The 18,067-nt window shown below is 39.5% G+C and carries 19 protein-coding genes; 8 read left to right on the forward strand and 11 right to left on the reverse strand.

All coding sequences use genetic code 11. From position 1 onward, the window contains the following. The first annotated feature begins 211 nt into the window (after positions 1-211). On the forward strand, positions 212-868 hold the full coding sequence (locus ACNO7B_RS04820; RefSeq protein WP_417901252.1) for a hypothetical protein: 657 nt from the start codon (positions 212-214) through the stop codon (positions 866-868). A 118-nt stretch (positions 869-986) separates the two neighbouring features. On the opposite strand, the gene ACNO7B_RS04825 is transcribed toward ACNO7B_RS04820, so the two are convergent. The 7 genes from ACNO7B_RS04825 to ACNO7B_RS04855 form a co-directional block, all read right to left on the reverse strand. Next, positions 987-1,604, reverse strand: coding sequence for an NAD(P)-dependent oxidoreductase (locus ACNO7B_RS04825; RefSeq protein WP_268450180.1), 618 nt, complete (start codon positions 1,602-1,604; stop codon positions 987-989). A gap of 284 nt (positions 1,605-1,888) precedes the next feature. Then, complete coding sequence (locus tag ACNO7B_RS04830) at positions 1,889-2,092, reverse strand: alpha/beta-type small acid-soluble spore protein (RefSeq protein WP_008348940.1); 204 nt, start codon at positions 2,090-2,092, stop codon at positions 1,889-1,891. A gap of 226 nt (positions 2,093-2,318) precedes the next feature. Then, positions 2,319-3,425, reverse strand: a complete 1,107-nt coding sequence (locus ACNO7B_RS04835; RefSeq protein WP_024719977.1) for an ABC transporter ATP-binding protein — start codon at positions 3,423-3,425, stop codon at positions 2,319-2,321. Positions 3,426-3,563: 138 nt separating this feature from the next. Continuing rightward, positions 3,564-4,439, reverse strand: a complete 876-nt coding sequence (locus ACNO7B_RS04840) for a helix-turn-helix domain-containing protein (protein WP_417901253.1) — start codon at positions 4,437-4,439, stop codon at positions 3,564-3,566. 20 nt (positions 4,440-4,459) lie between these two features. Beyond that, entirely contained in the window at positions 4,460-4,669 is a 210-nt protein-coding gene (locus ACNO7B_RS04845; RefSeq protein ID WP_008348933.1) for a YheE family protein, read from the reverse strand. Positions 4,670-4,814: 145 nt separating this feature from the next. Continuing rightward, on the reverse strand, positions 4,815-6,173 hold the full coding sequence (locus ACNO7B_RS04850) for a YheC/YheD family protein (protein WP_417901254.1): 1,359 nt from the start codon (positions 6,171-6,173) through the stop codon (positions 4,815-4,817). Beyond that, a complete protein-coding gene (locus ACNO7B_RS04855; RefSeq protein WP_242731826.1) occupies positions 6,130-7,236 on the reverse strand; it encodes a YheC/YheD family protein in 1,107 nt (368 codons plus the stop codon). The genes ACNO7B_RS04850 and ACNO7B_RS04855 overlap by 44 nt, the downstream gene beginning before the upstream one ends. Positions 7,237-7,450: 214 nt before the next feature. Here ACNO7B_RS04855 and ACNO7B_RS04860 point away from each other — a divergent pair, with 214 nt between their 5' ends. The 5 genes from ACNO7B_RS04860 (at position 7,451) to ACNO7B_RS04880 (ending at position 13,339) form a co-directional block, all read left to right on the forward strand. After that, entirely contained in the window at positions 7,451-8,584 is a 1,134-nt protein-coding gene (locus ACNO7B_RS04860; protein ID WP_417901255.1) for a DUF445 domain-containing protein, read from the forward strand. Between the two features lie 122 nt (positions 8,585-8,706). Continuing rightward, a complete protein-coding gene (locus ACNO7B_RS04865; RefSeq protein ID WP_007497132.1) occupies positions 8,707-9,063 on the forward strand; it encodes a YlbF family regulator in 357 nt (118 codons plus the stop codon). 446 nt (positions 9,064-9,509) lie between these two features. Then, positions 9,510-10,376: a Cof-type HAD-IIB family hydrolase gene (locus ACNO7B_RS04870; protein WP_008348923.1), complete on the forward strand. Its 867-nt coding sequence runs from the start codon at positions 9,510-9,512 to the stop codon at positions 10,374-10,376. Between the two features lie 113 nt (positions 10,377-10,489). Further along, the gene (locus ACNO7B_RS04875) at positions 10,490-11,989 is read left to right on the forward strand and encodes a coproporphyrinogen III oxidase (RefSeq protein ID WP_417901256.1); all 1,500 of its coding nucleotides are present in this window, start codon (positions 10,490-10,492) and stop codon (positions 11,987-11,989) included. Positions 11,990-12,064: 75 nt separating this feature from the next. Then, positions 12,065-13,339, forward strand: coding sequence for a lysine N(6)-hydroxylase/L-ornithine N(5)-oxygenase family protein (locus ACNO7B_RS04880; protein WP_417901257.1), 1,275 nt, complete (start codon positions 12,065-12,067; stop codon positions 13,337-13,339). 42 nt (positions 13,340-13,381) lie between these two features. On the opposite strand, the gene ACNO7B_RS04885 is transcribed toward ACNO7B_RS04880, so the two are convergent. From ACNO7B_RS04885 to ACNO7B_RS04895, 3 genes are all read right to left on the reverse strand, one after another. Next, entirely contained in the window at positions 13,382-14,605 is a 1,224-nt protein-coding gene (locus ACNO7B_RS04885; RefSeq protein ID WP_007497140.1) for a cation:proton antiporter, read from the reverse strand. A gap of 3 nt (positions 14,606-14,608) precedes the next feature. Continuing rightward, on the reverse strand, positions 14,609-15,106 hold the full coding sequence (locus tag ACNO7B_RS04890; RefSeq protein ID WP_017366937.1) for a cation:proton antiporter regulatory subunit: 498 nt from the start codon (positions 15,104-15,106) through the stop codon (positions 14,609-14,611). A gap of 64 nt (positions 15,107-15,170) precedes the next feature. Beyond that, positions 15,171-15,497 carry a potassium:proton antiporter gene (locus ACNO7B_RS04895; RefSeq protein WP_417901258.1) on the reverse strand — a complete coding sequence of 109 codons (327 nt, stop codon included), beginning with the start codon at positions 15,495-15,497 and terminating at the stop codon, positions 15,171-15,173. Between the two features lie 135 nt (positions 15,498-15,632). Between ACNO7B_RS04895 and ACNO7B_RS04900 the strand changes: the two genes are divergently transcribed. After that, positions 15,633-16,448 (forward strand): enoyl-CoA hydratase, encoded by an 816-nt coding sequence (locus ACNO7B_RS04900; protein ID WP_080688154.1) that lies wholly within the window; start codon positions 15,633-15,635, stop codon positions 16,446-16,448. 35 nt (positions 16,449-16,483) lie between these two features. Here ACNO7B_RS04900 and ACNO7B_RS04905 read toward each other — a convergent pair whose 3' ends face one another. Beyond that, a complete protein-coding gene (locus tag ACNO7B_RS04905) occupies positions 16,484-16,672 on the reverse strand; it encodes a YhzD family protein (RefSeq protein WP_024719988.1) in 189 nt (62 codons plus the stop codon). Between the two features lie 173 nt (positions 16,673-16,845). Between ACNO7B_RS04905 and ACNO7B_RS04910 the strand changes: the two genes are divergently transcribed. Further along, positions 16,846-18,060 carry a metallophosphoesterase family protein gene (locus ACNO7B_RS04910; protein WP_417901259.1) on the forward strand — a complete coding sequence of 405 codons (1,215 nt, stop codon included), beginning with the start codon at positions 16,846-16,848 and terminating at the stop codon, positions 18,058-18,060. The last annotated feature ends 7 nt before the right edge of the window (positions 18,061-18,067 follow it).

An 18,067-nucleotide genomic window follows, 5' to 3' on the forward strand; every position in this document is an offset into this window, starting at 1 on the left:
TTCAATTTGAAAGAGGCTTTTTTATGATAATACTGAAGGGATGTAAATAACGACAGTGATATTTTAAGAATGAAAATAATTCTAAATACTTATAAAAATGGATTATTAATGTTTTTTTATCCATAAATTCTAGTTTTTTCATCTATATGCATATTGTGTTTTCTTTTTTTTTGATATTGTATTATATGAATAAAAAAGAGGAGGATTGAAAGTGAAGAGTAAACAAGGATTATTTAAAAATGTCATCTTGATTACCGCAACAGTATTAATTTTTTCTGGGTTTAGTAGTGGAGTTACATTATCTGCATCAGCAGTTGAACAACAATCGCCAAAGAAACAAGTGGTTGAGACAAAATCTGATTTATCATCACAAATTCAATCTTATAAGGCTGATGATCAAAATGGACAAATTCATGCTTTAGGTAATATTGATTCGTCAGAGTATGCTGATAGGGTTACTGTAGACTTGGATCAAGTCTTAAATATGCAATCTGCCCAGCGTAATGTTTATAAAAAAGCATTTCAAAAAAAAGATTATAGTAATTTAAAAGATGCACTAGGAGCAAGTTCAACAATACTTGGATTATTGTTTATTGCTAATACACCTACAGGAGTAGTTACTGGAGTGACAGGTTTACTAGCTACAATAGCACCTAGTGCACAAGCAGAATTAGACAAGCTTGTAAAAAATGGTTACTATGAAATGGGCGATTTACAAGAGTTTTTACACGAAAATAAAAAGTATGATTTAATTGATGTACAACTGCCTTTTATTGAATACAAAGTTAATGGTAAAAGAATTAGATTTGTTACAGGAACAGGTGTAATTAAGCGAGTTCATTCAAAATCCGGTTGGATCACTCTCTGATAATTTTTTGTAATACATGGTCAAATTTATATGGTCATAAAAAGTCGAGGGGAAATACCTCGACTTTTTTAAGTCCTAAATATAAAATTTCCAGTTTGCATGATAGTGTTTGTAATGGTCAATAAGCGATACCGACGCGTTGATGCACAAATTCCTTTGAGTTTAACTGCTGATACAAAAAGTGTGCGGTATCTTCAACTGAAATTTTCTGTCCATCTATAGGGAGAAAATTCTTTTCATAGCGATATGACCGTGTCACTTCTCCATCTGGTAAATAGGTTGGGCAAATGATTGTCCAATCTAGTTCAGTTGATTGAAGAATTTCAAATGCTTTGGCATGTTCTTTAGCAGCTCGGGAAGTGGTTCGCCTTGATTCATTTGTTTCAAAGCGGTAAAGCTCAGGCTGCTGCCTTGCTTTCAAAATCCCCGCAGTGCCAATCGTTATAATTCTTGATGTTCCTGTTTGCTTCATGGCTTGTACGATATGCTCCATTGAAACAGATAAAGTATCATCACCATCTGTTGATAGACAGCTCACGACAATATCTGATCCTTTAATTGTTTCAAGAACATCCTCTTGATTTCTGGAATTGCCGGTGACTTGAAACATACCCGCAAGCATTTCTTCCCGGTTTGTCCGAATTAACGAGCGAACCATGTAACGATCATCTTCTTTTATGAAACGAAGAAATGCTTGTCCTACACGTCCATGAGCACCGAAAAGAGCTATTTTCATCTGATCGATCCCTCCACTACATACTATAAGTGAAAAGAACTTAAAATGGTACAGTTTTATGTCATGCTTTTTTTATAAAGATGAAAGGACCGAATACTATGAGCATATTCACATAATAGAGAGAGACCGACAAATTGTAGAAGTTCAAAATTCATACCTGAAATAATGTCCATGAAGATCCGCTCCTTTCTAATACATCATATGAAGTCAAAAGGAATCGGTGAGGGATAAAACCAAAAAAAGAAGACACCATAAGAGGTGCCTTCTATGATCCAGATATGAAATTAAGCTTTTGTTCCGCCAAGGTTTTGCTGAGCGTAAGATACAAGACGTTTCGTGATTTCTCCACCAACTGAACCGTTAGCACGAGCTGTTGTTTCTGCTCCAAGGTTTACACCAAACTCAGAAGCGATTTCGTATTTCATTTGATCGATTGCTTGCGCTGCTCCAGGAACTAGTAATTGATTTGAACTATTAGAATTTGCCATGATGTGAATCTCCTTTTTATATATGATTTTTTTGGTTGGGTTTGCTGGAGTCGCACCAGCGAAATGACCAAGTCATTTGCCACTTGGCGAAACCCAATGCGGTAACTGCTTTGTACTAAATATTATGGTTCGCTACGAAAAAAACATACGGAAAAAGAACATGGTAAATGTTGTTTTCATATACAAAAAACCACCACCCAATGGTGATGGTTTGTGGAACGTCTTCTTATTCAGCTGAGCGGATGCGCAGCTCAGTCTCTGTATCAAAGAAGTGCGCTTTATTCATATCAATGGCAAGAGGGATCGTCTGACCTGCCTGAATATCTGTGCGAGAATCAACACGTGCAATAAACGTTTGACCAGCGAGAGAAGAATAAAGCATCGTTTCGGCTCCCATTAATTCAGCCACTTCTACGTTTGCTTCAATTTTTGTTCCTTCAGAAGCCTCTATAAACACAGGCTCATCATGGAAATCTTCTGGTCTGATGCCTAGAATCACATCTTTTCCGATATAGCCCTGACTGCGTAATACTTTCATTTTTCCTTCTGGTACACGAATGTGCGTATTCCCAATGGCAATGGCTCCGTCAGACAGTTTTCCTGTAAAAAAGTTCATCGCTGGAGAGCCAATAAATCCTCCTACAAAGACATTCTCTGGGTTTTCATACACATCCTTTGGTGCGCCAACCTGCTGAATAAAGCCATCTTTCATGACAACAAGCCGAGTAGCCATTGTCATGGCTTCTGTTTGATCGTGTGTGACGTAGATGAATGTCGTCTGTAGCCGCTGATGAAGTTTAGAAATTTCGGCACGCATCTGAACACGAAGTTTAGCATCTAAATTAGAGAGAGGTTCATCCAAAAGAAAGACTTTTGCATCGCGCACAATGGCCCTTCCAAGTGCAACACGCTGTCTTTGACCTCCAGACAATGCCTTAGGTTTTCGATCTAAGTATTGTTCAAGCCCTAATATTTTCGCAGCGTTTCGTACCCGCTCATCAATTTCTGCTTTAGGAAATTTTCGAAGCTTTAATCCAAAAGCCATATTATCGTACACATTCATATGAGGGTATAAGGCATAGTTTTGGAAAACCATCGCAATATCCCGATCTTTTGGTGCCACATCATTCATTCGCTTGCCGTCTAATAGAAAATCCCCTTGTGAAATTTCTTCAAGGCCTGCAATCATGCGGAGGGTTGTTGATTTTCCGCACCCAGATGGACCAACAAACACAATAAATTCTTTATCCTCAATATGTAGATTAAAGTTATCTACTGCTGTTACTTTGTTATCGTACACTTTATAAATTTGATTCAGCATCATTTCAGCCATAGGTGGTAGCCTCCCAGTCCTTTTTTGAAAGCGCTTTACTTATAAATGAAGTGTATAAAAAGGAAGGGTGTCTGTAAATGGACAACGTGCACAATATCTTATTTTCATTTTTAGGCAAGGTGCTCATGATAGGATCATTTAAGAAAGATCGAGAAGATTCATCATGAAATAAGCAGCTGACGCTTCTTGAAAATGCCGTATATCTAGTCCTGTCCGTTCAATAAATTTATCAATCCGATACTGAAGGCTGTTTCGATGAACATATAACACTTTTGCTGCCTGCGATGCATTTAAATTACACTGCATATAGGTCGTGAGAGTCCGGTAAACGTCCCGATCAAAGATTGTTTCTATAAATGCATCTGAAATAGCGGCAGAAACCATGTCTGTATCATGGCGAATGAAAGCAGGTAGACATTGATAAAATGTTGCAACTCCTGACCTAAGTTTTCCTTGCTTCAGATGCCATAAAAAGAGCTGATGTTCATTTAATAATCTCATTTTTAAATTTCCATTCGGCAAATGCAGCTGTCCTTGCATGAAGACAACGTCTGTTAAAAAATCACTTGTGATGGCTTGAGACAAATCATGTAGCTGTCCAAGTTGACCATTTTCTGATGTAGCGTTTGTTTGAATGAGCATAGCTGTTTCAGTGCCTGTCCATATGAAATGAATATGTTCGAGGCTGCTGTGCACAGCCTCTTTTATTTGCTGCCTTTGTTCTGCTTGGTGCTCCATTTTAAAAAAATGAACACGGACAGATTGATCGATGGTGATTGATTTGTTTTCAAAGAGATAGCTGTACCATTTCTGTTCTTCTTCCGTTTCCTGCGTATGAGGTACATCAATTGGTGTGAGGAATGAATTGAGAAGAAGCGTTTCCCTTTCTGTTAGCTTCGTTTTGTTTACTCCGAAAATTTCGCCTTCGTCTGTTTGATACCAGAGAATTTGTTTATCATTTGTTGGTGAACTGATGATATGGTGTCCGTAAACAAGTTTTAGTTTTTCTAACATGGCGAGGCTCCTTAAACAGTTTAATCATACACATGGAATAGCATTAATTCGTGGATTTCTTCTTTTAAGGTTGGTTCAACTTCATGAGGCGGAAGCTGAGAGCCCCATTCAATATCACCCGTTTTGTGATAAATGCCTTCATAGTGTGAACCATTATGAAAAAAGGATATTTTCCAGCCAGGTAATTGCGCTTTTTTAAAGAGAGGTTTCCATTGAAAATGAGAAATCATATCATCATTGCCTCCTTGCTTTTATTGATGAAACAATAAATACACACGACAGTACGGAAACAACCTTGAACTTGGTTTTATTGTATCTCATCTGATGAAAAGAGCATAGGGAAAGCACAGATTTCAGAGACATGAAAAGAAAACATCAGTAGGCGTTTGCATGGTCTATAGGATTAAGAGCCATTTGTGTTAGGTAAGATGCGTATTCAACGATTCTTTTCCCAATCAGCCATTCTGAGTTTTTCAATGGTGCATGCAGAAAAATCTCGCGGCCTGGACGAGAATTGGCTTCAAACATCCAGATAGCACCTAAGTGATCAATACCTAAGTCAAAACCAATTTCGCCAATCAGACCGGGCATTTTTTCATCTATCACACGACTAAGTGCGAGGGCAGTATCAGAGAACTCTTGCAAAACCTTCAAACGTTTCTCTGCATCAGGAAAGATATCATATAGTGTTTTTACTGAACCACCATGCAGTTGATGGGTTGTGACAGTGTGATCTCCTGAAACTTTTCCAGCAACGGCTGTAACAGTCCATTGACCATACTTATTTTTATTCGTATGAATTCTAAAATCCAGTGGTTGATTGTCTATTTGAAGAAGCTCAATGCCTTGTTGTGCAATCAAGTCGTGAATTGCACAATCTTCCCGCAGTTTTTTCACGAAATGATCTACGGAATGATATGAAGTGGATTTCCCTTTATTTGAGCAGACAGTGATCTCGTTTTCCGTCATCTTTAACCGATAAATACCGTCTCCGTGACTGCCGTTTGTTGGTTTTAAATAAATGACATGATGCAGATGAAGGAGTGTTTCTATTTTAATTAAAGCATCAAAAGGATCTAATCGTATGGAATGTGGTAAGAAAGAGCTTGTTTTTTCATCTGTTAATAGCTGTTCATGAATGTCCCATTTATTAAAAAAATAAGGGTTGAACCAAGGGATATCGTAGTCTTGAGTGAGTTTTCGTTTTGTTTCTTGAATGAATGCCGACTGAGCAGCCTTTCTATTAGGCAGCCGGTCATAAACAACGGATGGGAGGGGCATCTGCTTTTTTACCCAGCGCTCCTCTTGGTAAAGCAAACCGTCTACTATTCCTTTATCCCAATCGATAGAATGAGTACCAAAAAGATATGCAAAACCAGCATGCTGCCTGCAAGATTGTAGCAGTTTTATAAAATAGGAAGATCTTGCGCCTAAAGGTGCTGTATTTTGTTCGAATCCTGCAGTGAAAATGCCGATGAGAGGTCCTATATAGAGTGTATGTTGAACTAATATGACATCAGCTTTCGTTTTGTATGGAATGAGTAAAGTGCGATAAAGGTCTTCTGATAATAAAATCCTTTGTGATTGATGATGATAGGAAATGGTGAAATCATCTACTAAACAAGAACCTAAAGCAATAGATAAAATTGCCCCCTGCTCTTTAAACTGGACAGGAAGATGTACTGTTTTTTCACTTGCTGAATGAGGAGCGATGATGTAGCGTTTTCTCTTCATAAGGAACCTCCTTTTCTTCAGCCATCATCGATTTGGCATGTTCAAGTATGGTCTGAATCAATTGATTCTCCCTCTCAGGGTAAGCTTTTAAAAAAGAGGATCGTCCTGGCTTGGATCTTACATTTGAGATGAAAAGTCTGCCTTCATTTGTATGAAGCAAGTCTATAGCGAATTCAATACACGGTGAGAAAGTTTTGTCTATAAACGCTGGAAGAGATGACTGAATGGAGGCAATATCATCTAACAACAGCTCCTTGATGTGTGGCTTTAATGAGTTTAAATAGTGATCAAAGGCTACCACATGAATGGAATTTTGTGTATTGCTTAAAAGGCTGTTTTCTACTGATGGTTTTGTATGAATCCCCATGCTATTCCATTGATTTTGTGAATTTTTTATAAGAAAAATCCTAATTTCATTGAATATAACGTCTTTTTGATCATTCGTGTTAAAAAATTGAAGGAAAGATCGGCCGATATACTTTTTGCACCAGCGCTCAACCTCTGCTGAATGTGAAAAGGTGATGATTTGCTTAGCGTTTAGCTGCACAGTAATGAGTGATTTGTCTCTTAAAGAAATGAAGCAAGAGGGTGCTGCGTGCTGTTGAGAAAGCGGCTGTATTTTACAATATCCGCCCTTTCTGACCAAGTTGAGAAGGTCTGAGGGCTCTGTCAATAGAGAGCAAACAGGTAAGTATGGTTGTAAAGAAGGGAGGAGACGGAGCTGCTCGAATAGCCGCATTTTATTTGAAATTCCAGTATTCAAAAAAACGGTTTTTGGATACTTTTTTAACCAATTCATGATAGGTTTTGCTTTTTTAGATTGTGCGTCATGCTGATAAAGACAACGATCATAAATCAAGTCAGGAATCTGAAATTCTGACGCTTCAAATCCTTTGCCAGTCTTAAATTTTTGACCGTGAATGACATTTGAAGCAGGCTTTAAATCTAGAGGTGAAAAACGAACAACTTCTAAATCAAAAGAAGAGGCTGCTTTGGCAAGCTGATGTGTGAATGCTTCTTCATGCTTCGGAGAAAGAGTGACAATGCCGAGCGTTGACGTCATGAAACAACACCTACTTTTCAAATTCTTTTTTTAACATCTGAAAAACACTTTTTGTTGATTTTACATAAACTTGGCGTTCCTATATCATTACGACAGATCGTTGTCTCATATGTCACATTGAATGCTTCATTTGCTTGGACTCTTGACAACAACTATAATACGTATAGATAAAAACAATAAACTTCAGGTGTTGTTTGAAAGGTAGATGACGACTTTGGATATATTCACAACGTTTATCTTTATGATTGTGATAGGTGCAGTGATAGGGGCAGCAACAAACCATCTCGCAATTAAAATGCTTTTTCGTCCGTATAAGCCATATTATTTATTTGGGAAGCAGCTCCCATTTACACCGGGTCTCATTCCTAAAAGAAGAGATGAAGTAGCCAAGCAGGTTGGCGTCATGGTGATGGAGCATTTACTAACGCCAGAGGGTATTAAAAAACGATTTGAATCATCAGAGGCAAAGCAAGAGATATTGCAGGCAGTGCACCGATATATTGATAAAGGTGCTGATATGGAAATGACGGTTTTCTCCATGTTAGAAAAATACGGTTTTTCACAGGCTGACGTTAAAGCTGACGCATGGCTTCATCAGTGGACTGATCATAAGCTCCACTCACTGCTTGAAAAGTATGATCAGCAAACGTTGTCTGAGCTGTTGCCACAGGATGTAGAAAATAAGCTTGCATCCAAAATTCCAGATGCCGCAGATTATATTTTAAAGAGAGGCATTCATTATTTTGAAAGTGATGAGGGAAAAGCAAGACTCGGTCATATGATAGATGATTTCTTAAAAGAACGAGGAATGCTTGGCAGTATGGTCCAAATGTTTTTAGGGAATTCAAGCTTAATTGATCGCGTGCATCCTGAAATGATGAAGTTCTTAAAGAATGCAGAGACAAAAAGGTTTTTATCAGATTTACTTGTTCAAGAATGGGACAAGGTAAAGCAATTTTCTTTACATGAGCTTGATAAAAAATGGAATGTGAAGGAGCTTCTATTTAGTGTGAAAAAGCAATTGCTTTCATATTTTTCTACAAAGGTGCTGTTAGATAGACCAGTAGGAGTTTACATCAGTGCAGTAGCGGATGATTTTAAGACCAAATTTGCTCCATCTCTCATTGATAAAGGGATTGAAGCCGCATCTAATGCGCTTGAGGGACTGCTCGCAAAGCTCCAATTTGAAGAAATTATTCGTGAACAAATTGAACTTTTCCCGCTTGAAAAAATGGAAGAGCTTGTGATCAGCATATCTAATAAGGAGCTGAAGATGATCACATTTTTAGGCGGTCTTTTAGGTGGATTGATCGGTGCTGTCCAAGCGATTTTTGTCACCTTATTCTAAGGCAAGATCGAGAAATTTCGATGAATTTATTGTATATATGTGAAACGAAAGCCATAGTTTGTTATAGTGGAGTGGTGTCCGCCGATCCATATCGGTGATAACGGATAGAAAGGAGACATAACATGTCTGTAAATCTTTATGATGTTGCATATGACCTTGAAAAAGCACTGCGTCATAGCGAAGAATATTCAGCGTTAAGAAATCTTTATGATGAGGTAAACGGGGATGAGTCCTCTAAAAGAATGTTTGAGAACTTCCGTGACATTCAAGTAAACCTTCAACAAAAACAAATGACTGGTCAAGAGATTACACAAGAAGAAGTAGAACAAGCGCAAAAAACGGTTGCACTTGTGCAGCAGCACGATAAAATCTCTCAGTTGATGGAAGCAGAACAACGCGTAAGTGTTCTCATCGGTGAATTAAATAAAATTATCATGAAGCCTCTTGAAGAGCTTTATGGAAATGCAGAAGAAAATTAATTGAAAGGGCGATCATATTCGCCCTTTTTTTCATTCATATCGCCGCTTATATATCTTTAAAAAAAGGGTTGTCGAAGCTCGTAAATTCTGCGATAATACTTATTGAAAGTGCTTTCAAAAAGCGCTATCGTGATGAATTGGGTGCGTTCCACTTTGGATTTACGACGATGAGTCAAATGAGAGAGAAGCGCTTCTGGGAGAAAAGCAAAGCATAAGGGGATATGATATAAGCAATGCTTTGGTGTGTGAAAGATGAGGGGATCATGGGGAGCTTCATCACGCCATTGTTACGCATCCAAACCATACATAAAAAAAAGCCTAGGGGTAGGCTTTTTTTATTTGCGATTGAGGCATAAAACAAGGGCTGCTTCAACTGCATGTTCTAAAGCGCTAAGCTAGGGCATATCCTCATCGTAAGTACAGTCATCAAGAAGGGGGATGCCTCAGTGTCAAAAAAGCTACTTGCACTCAATATAGATGGAACGTTGCTTCGTTCCAATGGGAAAATCCATTCCGCTACAAAAGAAGCTGTGGAATATGTTAAGAAAAAAGGGGTTTACGTGACGATTGTCACCAACCGTCATTTTCGATCCGCGCAAAAAATTGCCAAGGCGTTGAAAATACCAACTTCAACTCTTGTGACGCATAGTGGTGCATTTATCGCTGATAAGCTTGATGAGCCGCTCCATGTGAAGAAATTAACGGAAGAGAAAACATTTAATCTTGTGCAGATCCTTGAAAGCTTTGATTGTAATGTTCGCTTGTTACATGAAAAATTCTCAATCGGCAATCGGAAAAAAACACAGTCTCAACTGATGGGAAAAACGTTGATTCATCCGTCTGATCCCATTTTCTATCCCGTTCAATTTGTTGAATCATTAAGTGATATGCTCATGGATGAACCGGTTAGCACACCTGTCATTGAAGTGTATTCGACGGCAGCACTTCAGCCTGAAATCCACACAACCATTCAACAAGCATTCCCATCTGTTGATCTGATTAAGATCAGTGATGAGAAAATGAACATTGTATGCAAAGGGGTATCGAAAGAAGCAGGACTTTCTCTTTTAACTTCAGCACTAGGTTTTACATTAGAAGATACGGTCGTGATCGGTCACGGGACAGACGACATCCCGATGCTTGAGTTAGCTGGCTTAGGCGTTGCGATGGGGAATGCACCTCATTCGGTCAAACGTAAAGCCGATTGGGTGACACGTTCTCATGATGAACAGGGTGTTGCTTATATGATCAAAGAATACTTTAGAATGCAGCAAAGGGAAGGTTTTTTACATCAATTTGATATTAAACGATAATACAGTGAAGGCCCTGTCTATTAAGAAATGGCAGGGCCTTCATCTGTTCTCTTCATTGCTTTTCCTAGATGAATTTTGTAAAATGAAACAAGTTTGAAGATAAAGGTGATACGATGCGAATTTTAATTAAAGGGCTGTCTGATGAACGATTTCATCGACCGCTTGTCAATATAGCCAATTTATTCGATGAAGATAGTGAAGTGCTGTTTGATTCAGGTGAAGCGAGCGATGGCCTGATCATGGTGTTTGATTGGAAAGAAACCCATGGTAGGGTGGAGACTTCTGGCCATATCGCTGGAACAGATATGACGAGTCGTTTTACAAGAGAGATGCCAGAGGGCTTGAATGAAAAAGAGCGCTGGAAGCAAATCAAAAACACTGTGCTGTCTGTTTATTTACATCTGCTTCAGGAACATACAGGAATGACGCAAAAATGGGGGATTCTTACGGGGATACGCCCTACGAAATTACTTCATAAGATGCTAAGAGAAGGCATGACAAAGGAAGAAGCACATGCAGCGTTAAAGCGCGATTACTTGATTCATGATGAAAAGATCCATTTGATGCAGGAGATTGTTGATCGTCAAATCAAAGCCATTCCAGATCTGTACGATCTACAGGAGGAAGTGAGTATTTATATCGGTATTCCTTTCTGTCCAACAAAATGTGCTTATTGCACGTTCCCTGCTTATGCCATTCAAGGACAAGCTGGAAGAGTAGGAACGTTTCTTTTTGGGCTGCATTATGAGATGCAAAAAATGGGCGAATGGTTAAAGGAACATGGGATTAAAGTGACGACTGTTTATTTTGGCGGAGGTACTCCAACGAGTATTACAGCAGAAGAAATGGATTTGCTGTATGAGGAGATGTATCGCTCTTTTCCAGATGTGAAACATATTCGGGAAGTCACTGTAGAAGCGGGACGACCTGATACGATTTCACCTGATAAGCTGGAAGTGCTCAACCGTTATCATATTGACCGGATTAGTATCAATCCGCAATCATATGAGAATGAAACATTGAAAGCGATTGGCCGGCACCATAGTGTGGAAGAAACGATTGAAAAGTATCATTTATCAAGGCAGTATGGCATGAATAATATTAACATGGACTTAATCATCGGGCTGCCAGGAGAAGGGCTAACGGAATTCCAACATTCCTTGAACAAGACAGAAGAACTGAAGCCTGAATCTTTAACGGTGCATACCCTTTCCTTTAAGAGAGCGTCTGAAATGACCCGCAATAAGGAAAAGTATCAAGTGGCAGACCGAGAAGAGATCACACGTATGATGGATGAAGCGGTTGCTTGGACAAAAGCACATGACTATCATCCGTACTATTTATACAGACAAAAAAACATTTTGGGGAATCTCGAAAATGTCGGGTATTCGTTAGATGGGCAGGAAAGTTTGTATAATATTATCATTATGGAAGAGGTGCAGACGATCATTGGCATTGGATGCGGCGCTGCGAGTAAATTCATTGATCCGCGAACCGGAAAAATTACGCAGTATGCCAATCCAAAAGATCCAAAGTCTTATAATGATCGTTATGAGCACTATACGGAAGAGAAGATTCAGTTTCTTGAGTCATTATTTGTTTCTCACATGTAAACACTGCGGTGACGCAGTGTTTTTTTCATTTGTAAAAGGGTATATAGGGGGTAAAAAGATAAAGCAGGTGTACATATGATGGATGTGATCGGAATTGGGATTGGGCCAGCAAATTTAGGATTGGCCGCTTTATTAGAAGAGTATGAAGATGTGACATGCTGTTTTTTTGAACAGGAAACCGAATTTGCTTGGCATCCTGGTATGCTCATCAAAGGAACGGACTTACAAGTTTCCTTTCTAGCGGACCTTGTGACAATGGCTAATCCAAGGAGCAAGTATACATTTTTAAATTATTTACATGAATCAAACAGGCTTCACCGCTTTTATACATTTGAACAATTTGATATCCCCCGGAGAGAATTCAATGAGTATTTATCCTGGGTTGCAGGTGAATTGGATAGCTGTCAGTTCGGGATGAAGGTGGAAGAAGTGACCGACTGTGAAGACGGGTATCTTGTAAAAGTTCGGCGGTTGAAAGATGGGGCGCTTTCTGAATATCGTGCAAAGCATGTCGTCCTTGGAACTGGAAGCAAGCCGATGATTCCTGTCGATGTGCCAGAAGCTGCGTTGCCGCATGTGACCCATAGCAGCCGTTATATAGATCAACAAAAAGAACTTCATGAAGCTGAAACGGTGGCGGTGATTGGTTCAGGTCAGAGTGCAGCTGAAATTTTCTTAGACCTACTTCAGCATCAGAAGAAAGGACAGCAGCTTTCATGGTTTACACGTTCAAGTGAATTTAGAGAACTAGAGACAGCGGAGCTTGGTCAGGAGCTATTTACACCTAAGTATGTTGAATATTTTCATTCTCTTCCTTATGAAGAACGGATGAACACATTGCCTAGACTGGCAGGATTAAGGAATGGCATAGATGCATCGACGCTTTCTCGTATTTATCAGGAATTGTACCATCGCTCCGTTTCAGGAGAAGAGCCATCTGTACTCATTCAGCCAATGACGGAGCTTGAAGCGATACATATGGAGGATGAGCAGCAGGTAGAGCTGCATTTGAAACAATGGCAGCTGAAGAAAGAAAAGAAAATCACAGCCGATCATGTGGTATTGGCTACAGGATATACGCCTAATATTCCGGAATGGTTTAGCGTATATGAACCATTGATTGAATGGGAGAGCGATAAGCATTTTAAAGTGACAGACGACTTCAGGCTTGTGTTTAAAGACAAACGGTCTCATCATTTCTTTACATTCACGAACCTCGATCACTCTCATGGAACAGCGGCGACCAATTTAAAACTATCGATTTACCGCAATCAGAAAGTCATCCGAACCATTCGCGGGGAGAAGAAAGAACAAGTGAAGCAAGAAACAGCATTTCAGCAATTTGAATAGATATAAAATAAAAAAAGGGCCCCAGCACTGGGCCCTTTTCAATTAAATGGTTGTTTCTCTTTTTACTTTTGGTTTTTCAGTTTTCCATTTGAAGATTTTGTTTAGGATTTGATAGATACGCTTTGATTCTTTCGTCACTAGCGGTCCTAAAATCGCAAGGATTAATACATATAATGCAGCAAATGGCTTCAATGTAGCGGCAAGCCCGCCTGCAATCCCAAGTTCGGCTACAATGATGGAAAACTCTCCTCTTGATACGATAGTTAATCCAATATTAGAAGAGGCTTTATGAGAGAAACCGGCTCTTCTTCCAGCAAACATCCCAGCGGTGAAGTTCCCGATCAAGGTGAGAATGACAGCACCGATCGCAAGCCAGAAGGCATCTCCTAATGTAAATGGATCAATACTTAGTCCAAAGCTGAAGAAGAACATGGCGCCAAAGAAATCTCTAAAAGGAACAACGAGATGTTCAATGCGGTCTGAGTGCTCTGTTTCTGAAAACACAAGACCGAGTAAGAGAGCGCCAATGGCCTCTGCGACATGAATCGTCTCTGAAAAACCAGCCACGAAGAACAAAGCGGCAAAAATGACAATGATAAATACTTCATTTGAACGGATATCGAATAGTTTGTTTAATAGTTTTGGCAGCTTACGCGCGATGATAAAGAAAATCATCATGTAACCAAAAGCGATTAAAATAGATAATAAGGCACCGCCAACGGACGTGGCATCTCCAAGGACAAGACCGGATACGACAGATAAATAAACGGCGAGAAAAATATCCTCAAACATAATAATCCCAAGAATTAACTCTGTTTCAGGGTTCGCTGTCCGTTTTAAATCGACAAGGACTTTGGCGACAATGGCGCTGGATGAAATGGTGATAACGCCTGCCATAATGAGAACTTCGAGGAATCCAAAGCCTGTGATAAACCCATAAAGCAATCCTAAGCTAAAGTTGATCAAAATATAAATAGATCCGCCGACTGCAATGGATTTACCCGATTTTATGAGTTTGCCGACAGAGAACTCAAGCCCCAGATAGAATAGAAGGAACAGGACACCCATTCTACCAAAAAACGAAATAATCTCGGTGCTCTCGATAAACTTCAAATCAATGATCCCGATGGTTGGTGCATGCGGACCAACAATCATCCCGAGGACAATGAGAAAAGGAATGATAGAAAATTTAATTTTATTGGCGATTAAGCTGGCAATGGCGATGAGAATAAGCGCCGTTCCAACTTCAAAGACTAAATGATCCATTCATCACTCTCCCCCTCTAGAAAGAAAATCACGTATCAATCGCTTCAAGTGTTTTCTTTCGCCTGAAATGACCATCGTATCATTTGCTTGAATAATCGAATCGGCACCGGGGTTGAGTAATTTTTCATTTGTATGTTTAATGATCGCAATGACGGTGACTTCATAATTTTGTCTCACATCTAAATCGCCGAGTGTATGTCCAACCGCTTTTGCGTCTTTTTCTACTTTAAACCATTCAATGATCAAATCATTGAACGCCATTTCAATCGTTTCAAGTGCTTGCGGCTTATACACCATACCGCCAATAATGGCAGCAATTTGCCGGGCTTCAGCATCATCGAGAGAAATGGTGGACAGTACTTCATCTGGATCTTCATCGTCGAAACGATAAATCTCCCGTCTGCCATCATCATGAATCACAATCGTCATCTTTTCTCTATTTCTCGTTTCAATTTCAAATTTCTTTCCAATCCCAGGAAGATCATTTTCTTTAATGTTCATTTTATCCCTCCGAATATGATAGGTTTTGTTTTTCATATAGTGAGTACGGATGAAATAAAATGAATCAGTCGAGGTAATTTGATTGGTACATAATGGGGATCGCACACTTCATTTCTAAAAAACATAAATCAATAGATAACGCTGTGGCTGGTACAAACTTTACAAGAAAAGCTTTTGAAGCGCCCATTGATAACCTCTGTTTTAACAGAAGAGATGCGGCATGTTTTTTTGAAAATGGAGGTGTCTTCACAGCGTTGATTTCTTCATCATAAATCGATGGAGAAATCAGGCTTGGTGTGCTCGCTTCTGCTTGTGAAGCAAAAACGACATTTGAAAAGGGAGAAAACATGACGATGCAGCTAATCAATATACATATGGAACTCCTTATCAATCATTCTCCCCCTTTCATATGATGTTTTATTTCTTATTTTACTATATAAAAATATATTTCTCGTTTCAACAATTATGCTTATTTTAGTATCAGTTGATCTTGAAATTTTTTGTGTAGAGGAAAAGGAATTGCTTGATGGAAATTGAAGTAAGTGATGAGCTTGAAAAGAAAGAGGGGGAATGGATGATGACATATATCAATTGTCAGGTAGATGGGGATATTTTTGAAATCGTTTTCAATAGGCCTGAAGCGTATAATTCGTTTCATGTTGACATGTTTGCTGAATTGAAGGAAGCGTGTGATACAGCGAGTGAGAGCAGTGCGAAAATTGTTGTACTCAAGGGGATGGGCAAAGGGTTTTCAGCAGGCGGAGATATTGGCATGATGCTAAAGCAAGATCGTGAAGAAGATTTTCATCGCGTGATGGATCTGATCGAGGGAATTACACTTTCTTTAGCCAGTATGAAAAAAGTGACGATTGCACTTGTCCACGGGGCAGCGGCTGGTCTTGCTTTTAGCTTTGCCCTTAGCTGTGACTATTTGTTTATGCATCAAGATGCTAAACTTGCCATGAACTTTAATGGAATCGGGTTAATCCCAGATGGCGGAGGGCATTTTTTCCTCACCAAAAGAGTTAGTGAACAAACCGCTAAACAATTGATTTGGAGCGGACAAAAGCTACCGGCTGAAGAAGCGCTCAAGCTTCGCCTTGCAGACGGCGTGTTTCAAGATGAGGTGGATACGTATCAAAAAGCGTGCGTCAAGCCATTTTTAAATATGCCGCTTCAAGCCTTTGTTGAAACAAAGATGATTTATTTTCAGCAGTCAGAATCACAGTTGTTAGCCGTTCTTCAAAAAGAGCGTGCTGCACAAGCTAGACTGAGACAAAGCCGTGATCATCAGGAGGGTGTTCAAGCGTTTTTGGAAAAAAGACGTCCTGTGTTTCATTAAATAGAAGAATGAATGGCCGGCGGATGCCGGCTTTTTTAACGTTCAAATAAAAGAAGTTTACCTGCATCATTTACGAGCCGGTGAGAATGCTTTGTGTATTGTTGTTCGATTAAACGATGACGTCCTAATTCTTTTGCTTTTTCATCACTATCTGTGGTGATTTTTTCGTTTAATAAGGTTTCACCTGACGAATCAAATACAGTCAAATAGTAGGTTTTCTCCATCTCTGATCTTCCCTTCCTTCTTGTTTTTTAATGAATTATACAAGGAGGAAGTTAAAACCTCTTTTTTCACCCCTAAAAATGTGTTTTTTAGAATGAGAGCGATAGAACGTGCATTCGTAAAAACGGCGTGATAAAATATGGACAACTACAGTAACGTACAAGGAGATAGACGTTTGACGAAGCTCACTTTTATTCATGCCGCAGATCTTCATTTAGATAGTCCGTTTGCGGGAATGTCCAATATACCGAACCGAATTTTTAAGAGGTTGAAAGAAAGTACATTTCAAAGTGCCAAGAACATGTTTGAACTTGCAATTGATCGAGAAGTAGACTTTATGCTGCTGAGCGGAGATATATTTGACGAATCGAATCGCAGCCTAAAAGCACAGCTTTTTTTAAGAAATCAGTTTCTACAGCTACAATCACACGGGATTGAAGTGTTTATTATTTATGGTAATCATGATCATTTAGGTGGTGAATGGACACCAATTGAGTGGCCAGAGAATGTTCACGTTTTTTTGAGCAGTACGCCAAGTGAGCAAGCCTTTTATAGAGAAGGTCAGCTTGTGGCAAGTATTTACGGGTTCAGCTACAAAGAGCGAGCTGTCCATGAAAATATGACACCTTATTATGAAAAAACAACAGATGCCCCTTATCATATTGCAATGCTTCACGGCACATTAGCAGGTCAAGAAGGGCATGATGCGTATGCACCATTTCAGCTTCAGCAGCTTCTAGCGCGGGATTTTGATTATTGGGCGCTTGGACATATTCATAAGCGGGCTCTTCTGCATGAAGACCCGATGGTGATCTATCCTGGAAACGTGCAAGGAAGACATATAAAAGAAACAGGAGAGAAAGGCTGTTATGTCGTTTACCTATCTGAAGATGCTCAAAGAGCGGAGTTTATGGGCTGTTCAGATGTCATCTTTGAGACATTGACAATAGATATCACACATACCGCTCATATGACCGATCTTGTGATACTTGTGGACAAAAAGATGAGTGGACTGAAAGAGAGAGGTGTTCCTCATTTTGTGAAAATCGAACTAACTGGCGATGCTCCTGCTTATATGGAGCTCACGCAGCTTGAAGTGCTTGAGGAGCTGATGGCTGTTCTTCATGAACAGGAGGAAGATGAAGACTTGTTCGTTTGGGTGATGTCGATTGACTGCCGGACACATGAAGATGCCGTCTATCCAGAAGATTCTTTTTTGACAGAACTAACAGCAGAAATTGCCGAGTTTGATGCGTATGATGAGCTGCTTTCACCGATCAAGCGTCATCCAACCTATAGAAAGGCAGGAAGAGCTTTTACAAAAGAGGACGAGATCGATATTAAAGAAGAGGCACAAAGACTGCTGGCAGAACAGCTGAAGCAATTATGAGAAAAGG

This window comes from Bacillus sp. AK25 (assembly GCF_048270685.1).
Taxonomy (GTDB): Bacteria; Bacillota; Bacilli; order Bacillales; family Bacillaceae; genus Bacillus; species Bacillus altitudinis.

What these genes read in the sequence shown, in the direction of transcription:
- ACNO7B_RS04825 (WP_268450180.1), bottom strand. Translation starts at nt 1,604, where the DNA reads ATGAAAATAGCTCTTTTCGGTGCTCATGGACGTGTAGGACAAGCATTT.
- ACNO7B_RS04830 (WP_008348940.1), bottom strand. Translation starts at nt 2,092, where the DNA reads ATGGCAAATTCTAATAGTTCAAATCAATTACTAGTTCCTGGAGCAGCG.
- ACNO7B_RS04835 (WP_024719977.1), bottom strand. Translation starts at nt 3,425, where the DNA reads ATGGCTGAAATGATGCTGAATCAAATTTATAAAGTGTACGATAACAAA.
- ACNO7B_RS04840 (WP_417901253.1), bottom strand. Translation starts at nt 4,439, where the DNA reads ATGTTAGAAAAACTAAAACTTGTTTACGGACACCATATCATCAGTTCA.
- ACNO7B_RS04845 (WP_008348933.1), bottom strand. Translation starts at nt 4,669, where the DNA reads ATGATTTCTCATTTTCAATGGAAACCTCTCTTTAAAAAAGCGCAATTA.
- ACNO7B_RS04850 (WP_417901254.1), bottom strand. Translation starts at nt 6,173, where the DNA reads ATGAAGAGAAAACGCTACATCATCGCTCCTCATTCAGCAAGTGAAAAA.
- ACNO7B_RS04855 (WP_242731826.1), bottom strand. Translation starts at nt 7,236, where the DNA reads ATGACGTCAACGCTCGGCATTGTCACTCTTTCTCCGAAGCATGAAGAA.
- ACNO7B_RS04865 (WP_007497132.1), top strand. Translation starts at nt 8,707, where the DNA reads ATGTCTGTAAATCTTTATGATGTTGCATATGACCTTGAAAAAGCACTG.
- ACNO7B_RS04875 (WP_417901256.1), top strand. Translation starts at nt 10,490, where the DNA reads ATGCGAATTTTAATTAAAGGGCTGTCTGATGAACGATTTCATCGACCG.
- ACNO7B_RS04880 (WP_417901257.1), top strand. Translation starts at nt 12,065, where the DNA reads ATGATGGATGTGATCGGAATTGGGATTGGGCCAGCAAATTTAGGATTG.
- ACNO7B_RS04885 (WP_007497140.1), bottom strand. Translation starts at nt 14,605, where the DNA reads ATGGATCATTTAGTCTTTGAAGTTGGAACGGCGCTTATTCTCATCGCC.
- ACNO7B_RS04890 (WP_017366937.1), bottom strand. Translation starts at nt 15,106, where the DNA reads ATGAACATTAAAGAAAATGATCTTCCTGGGATTGGAAAGAAATTTGAA.
- ACNO7B_RS04900 (WP_080688154.1), top strand. Translation starts at nt 15,633, where the DNA reads ATGGAAATTGAAGTAAGTGATGAGCTTGAAAAGAAAGAGGGGGAATGG.
- ACNO7B_RS04905 (WP_024719988.1), bottom strand. Translation starts at nt 16,672, where the DNA reads ATGGAGAAAACCTACTATTTGACTGTATTTGATTCGTCAGGTGAAACC.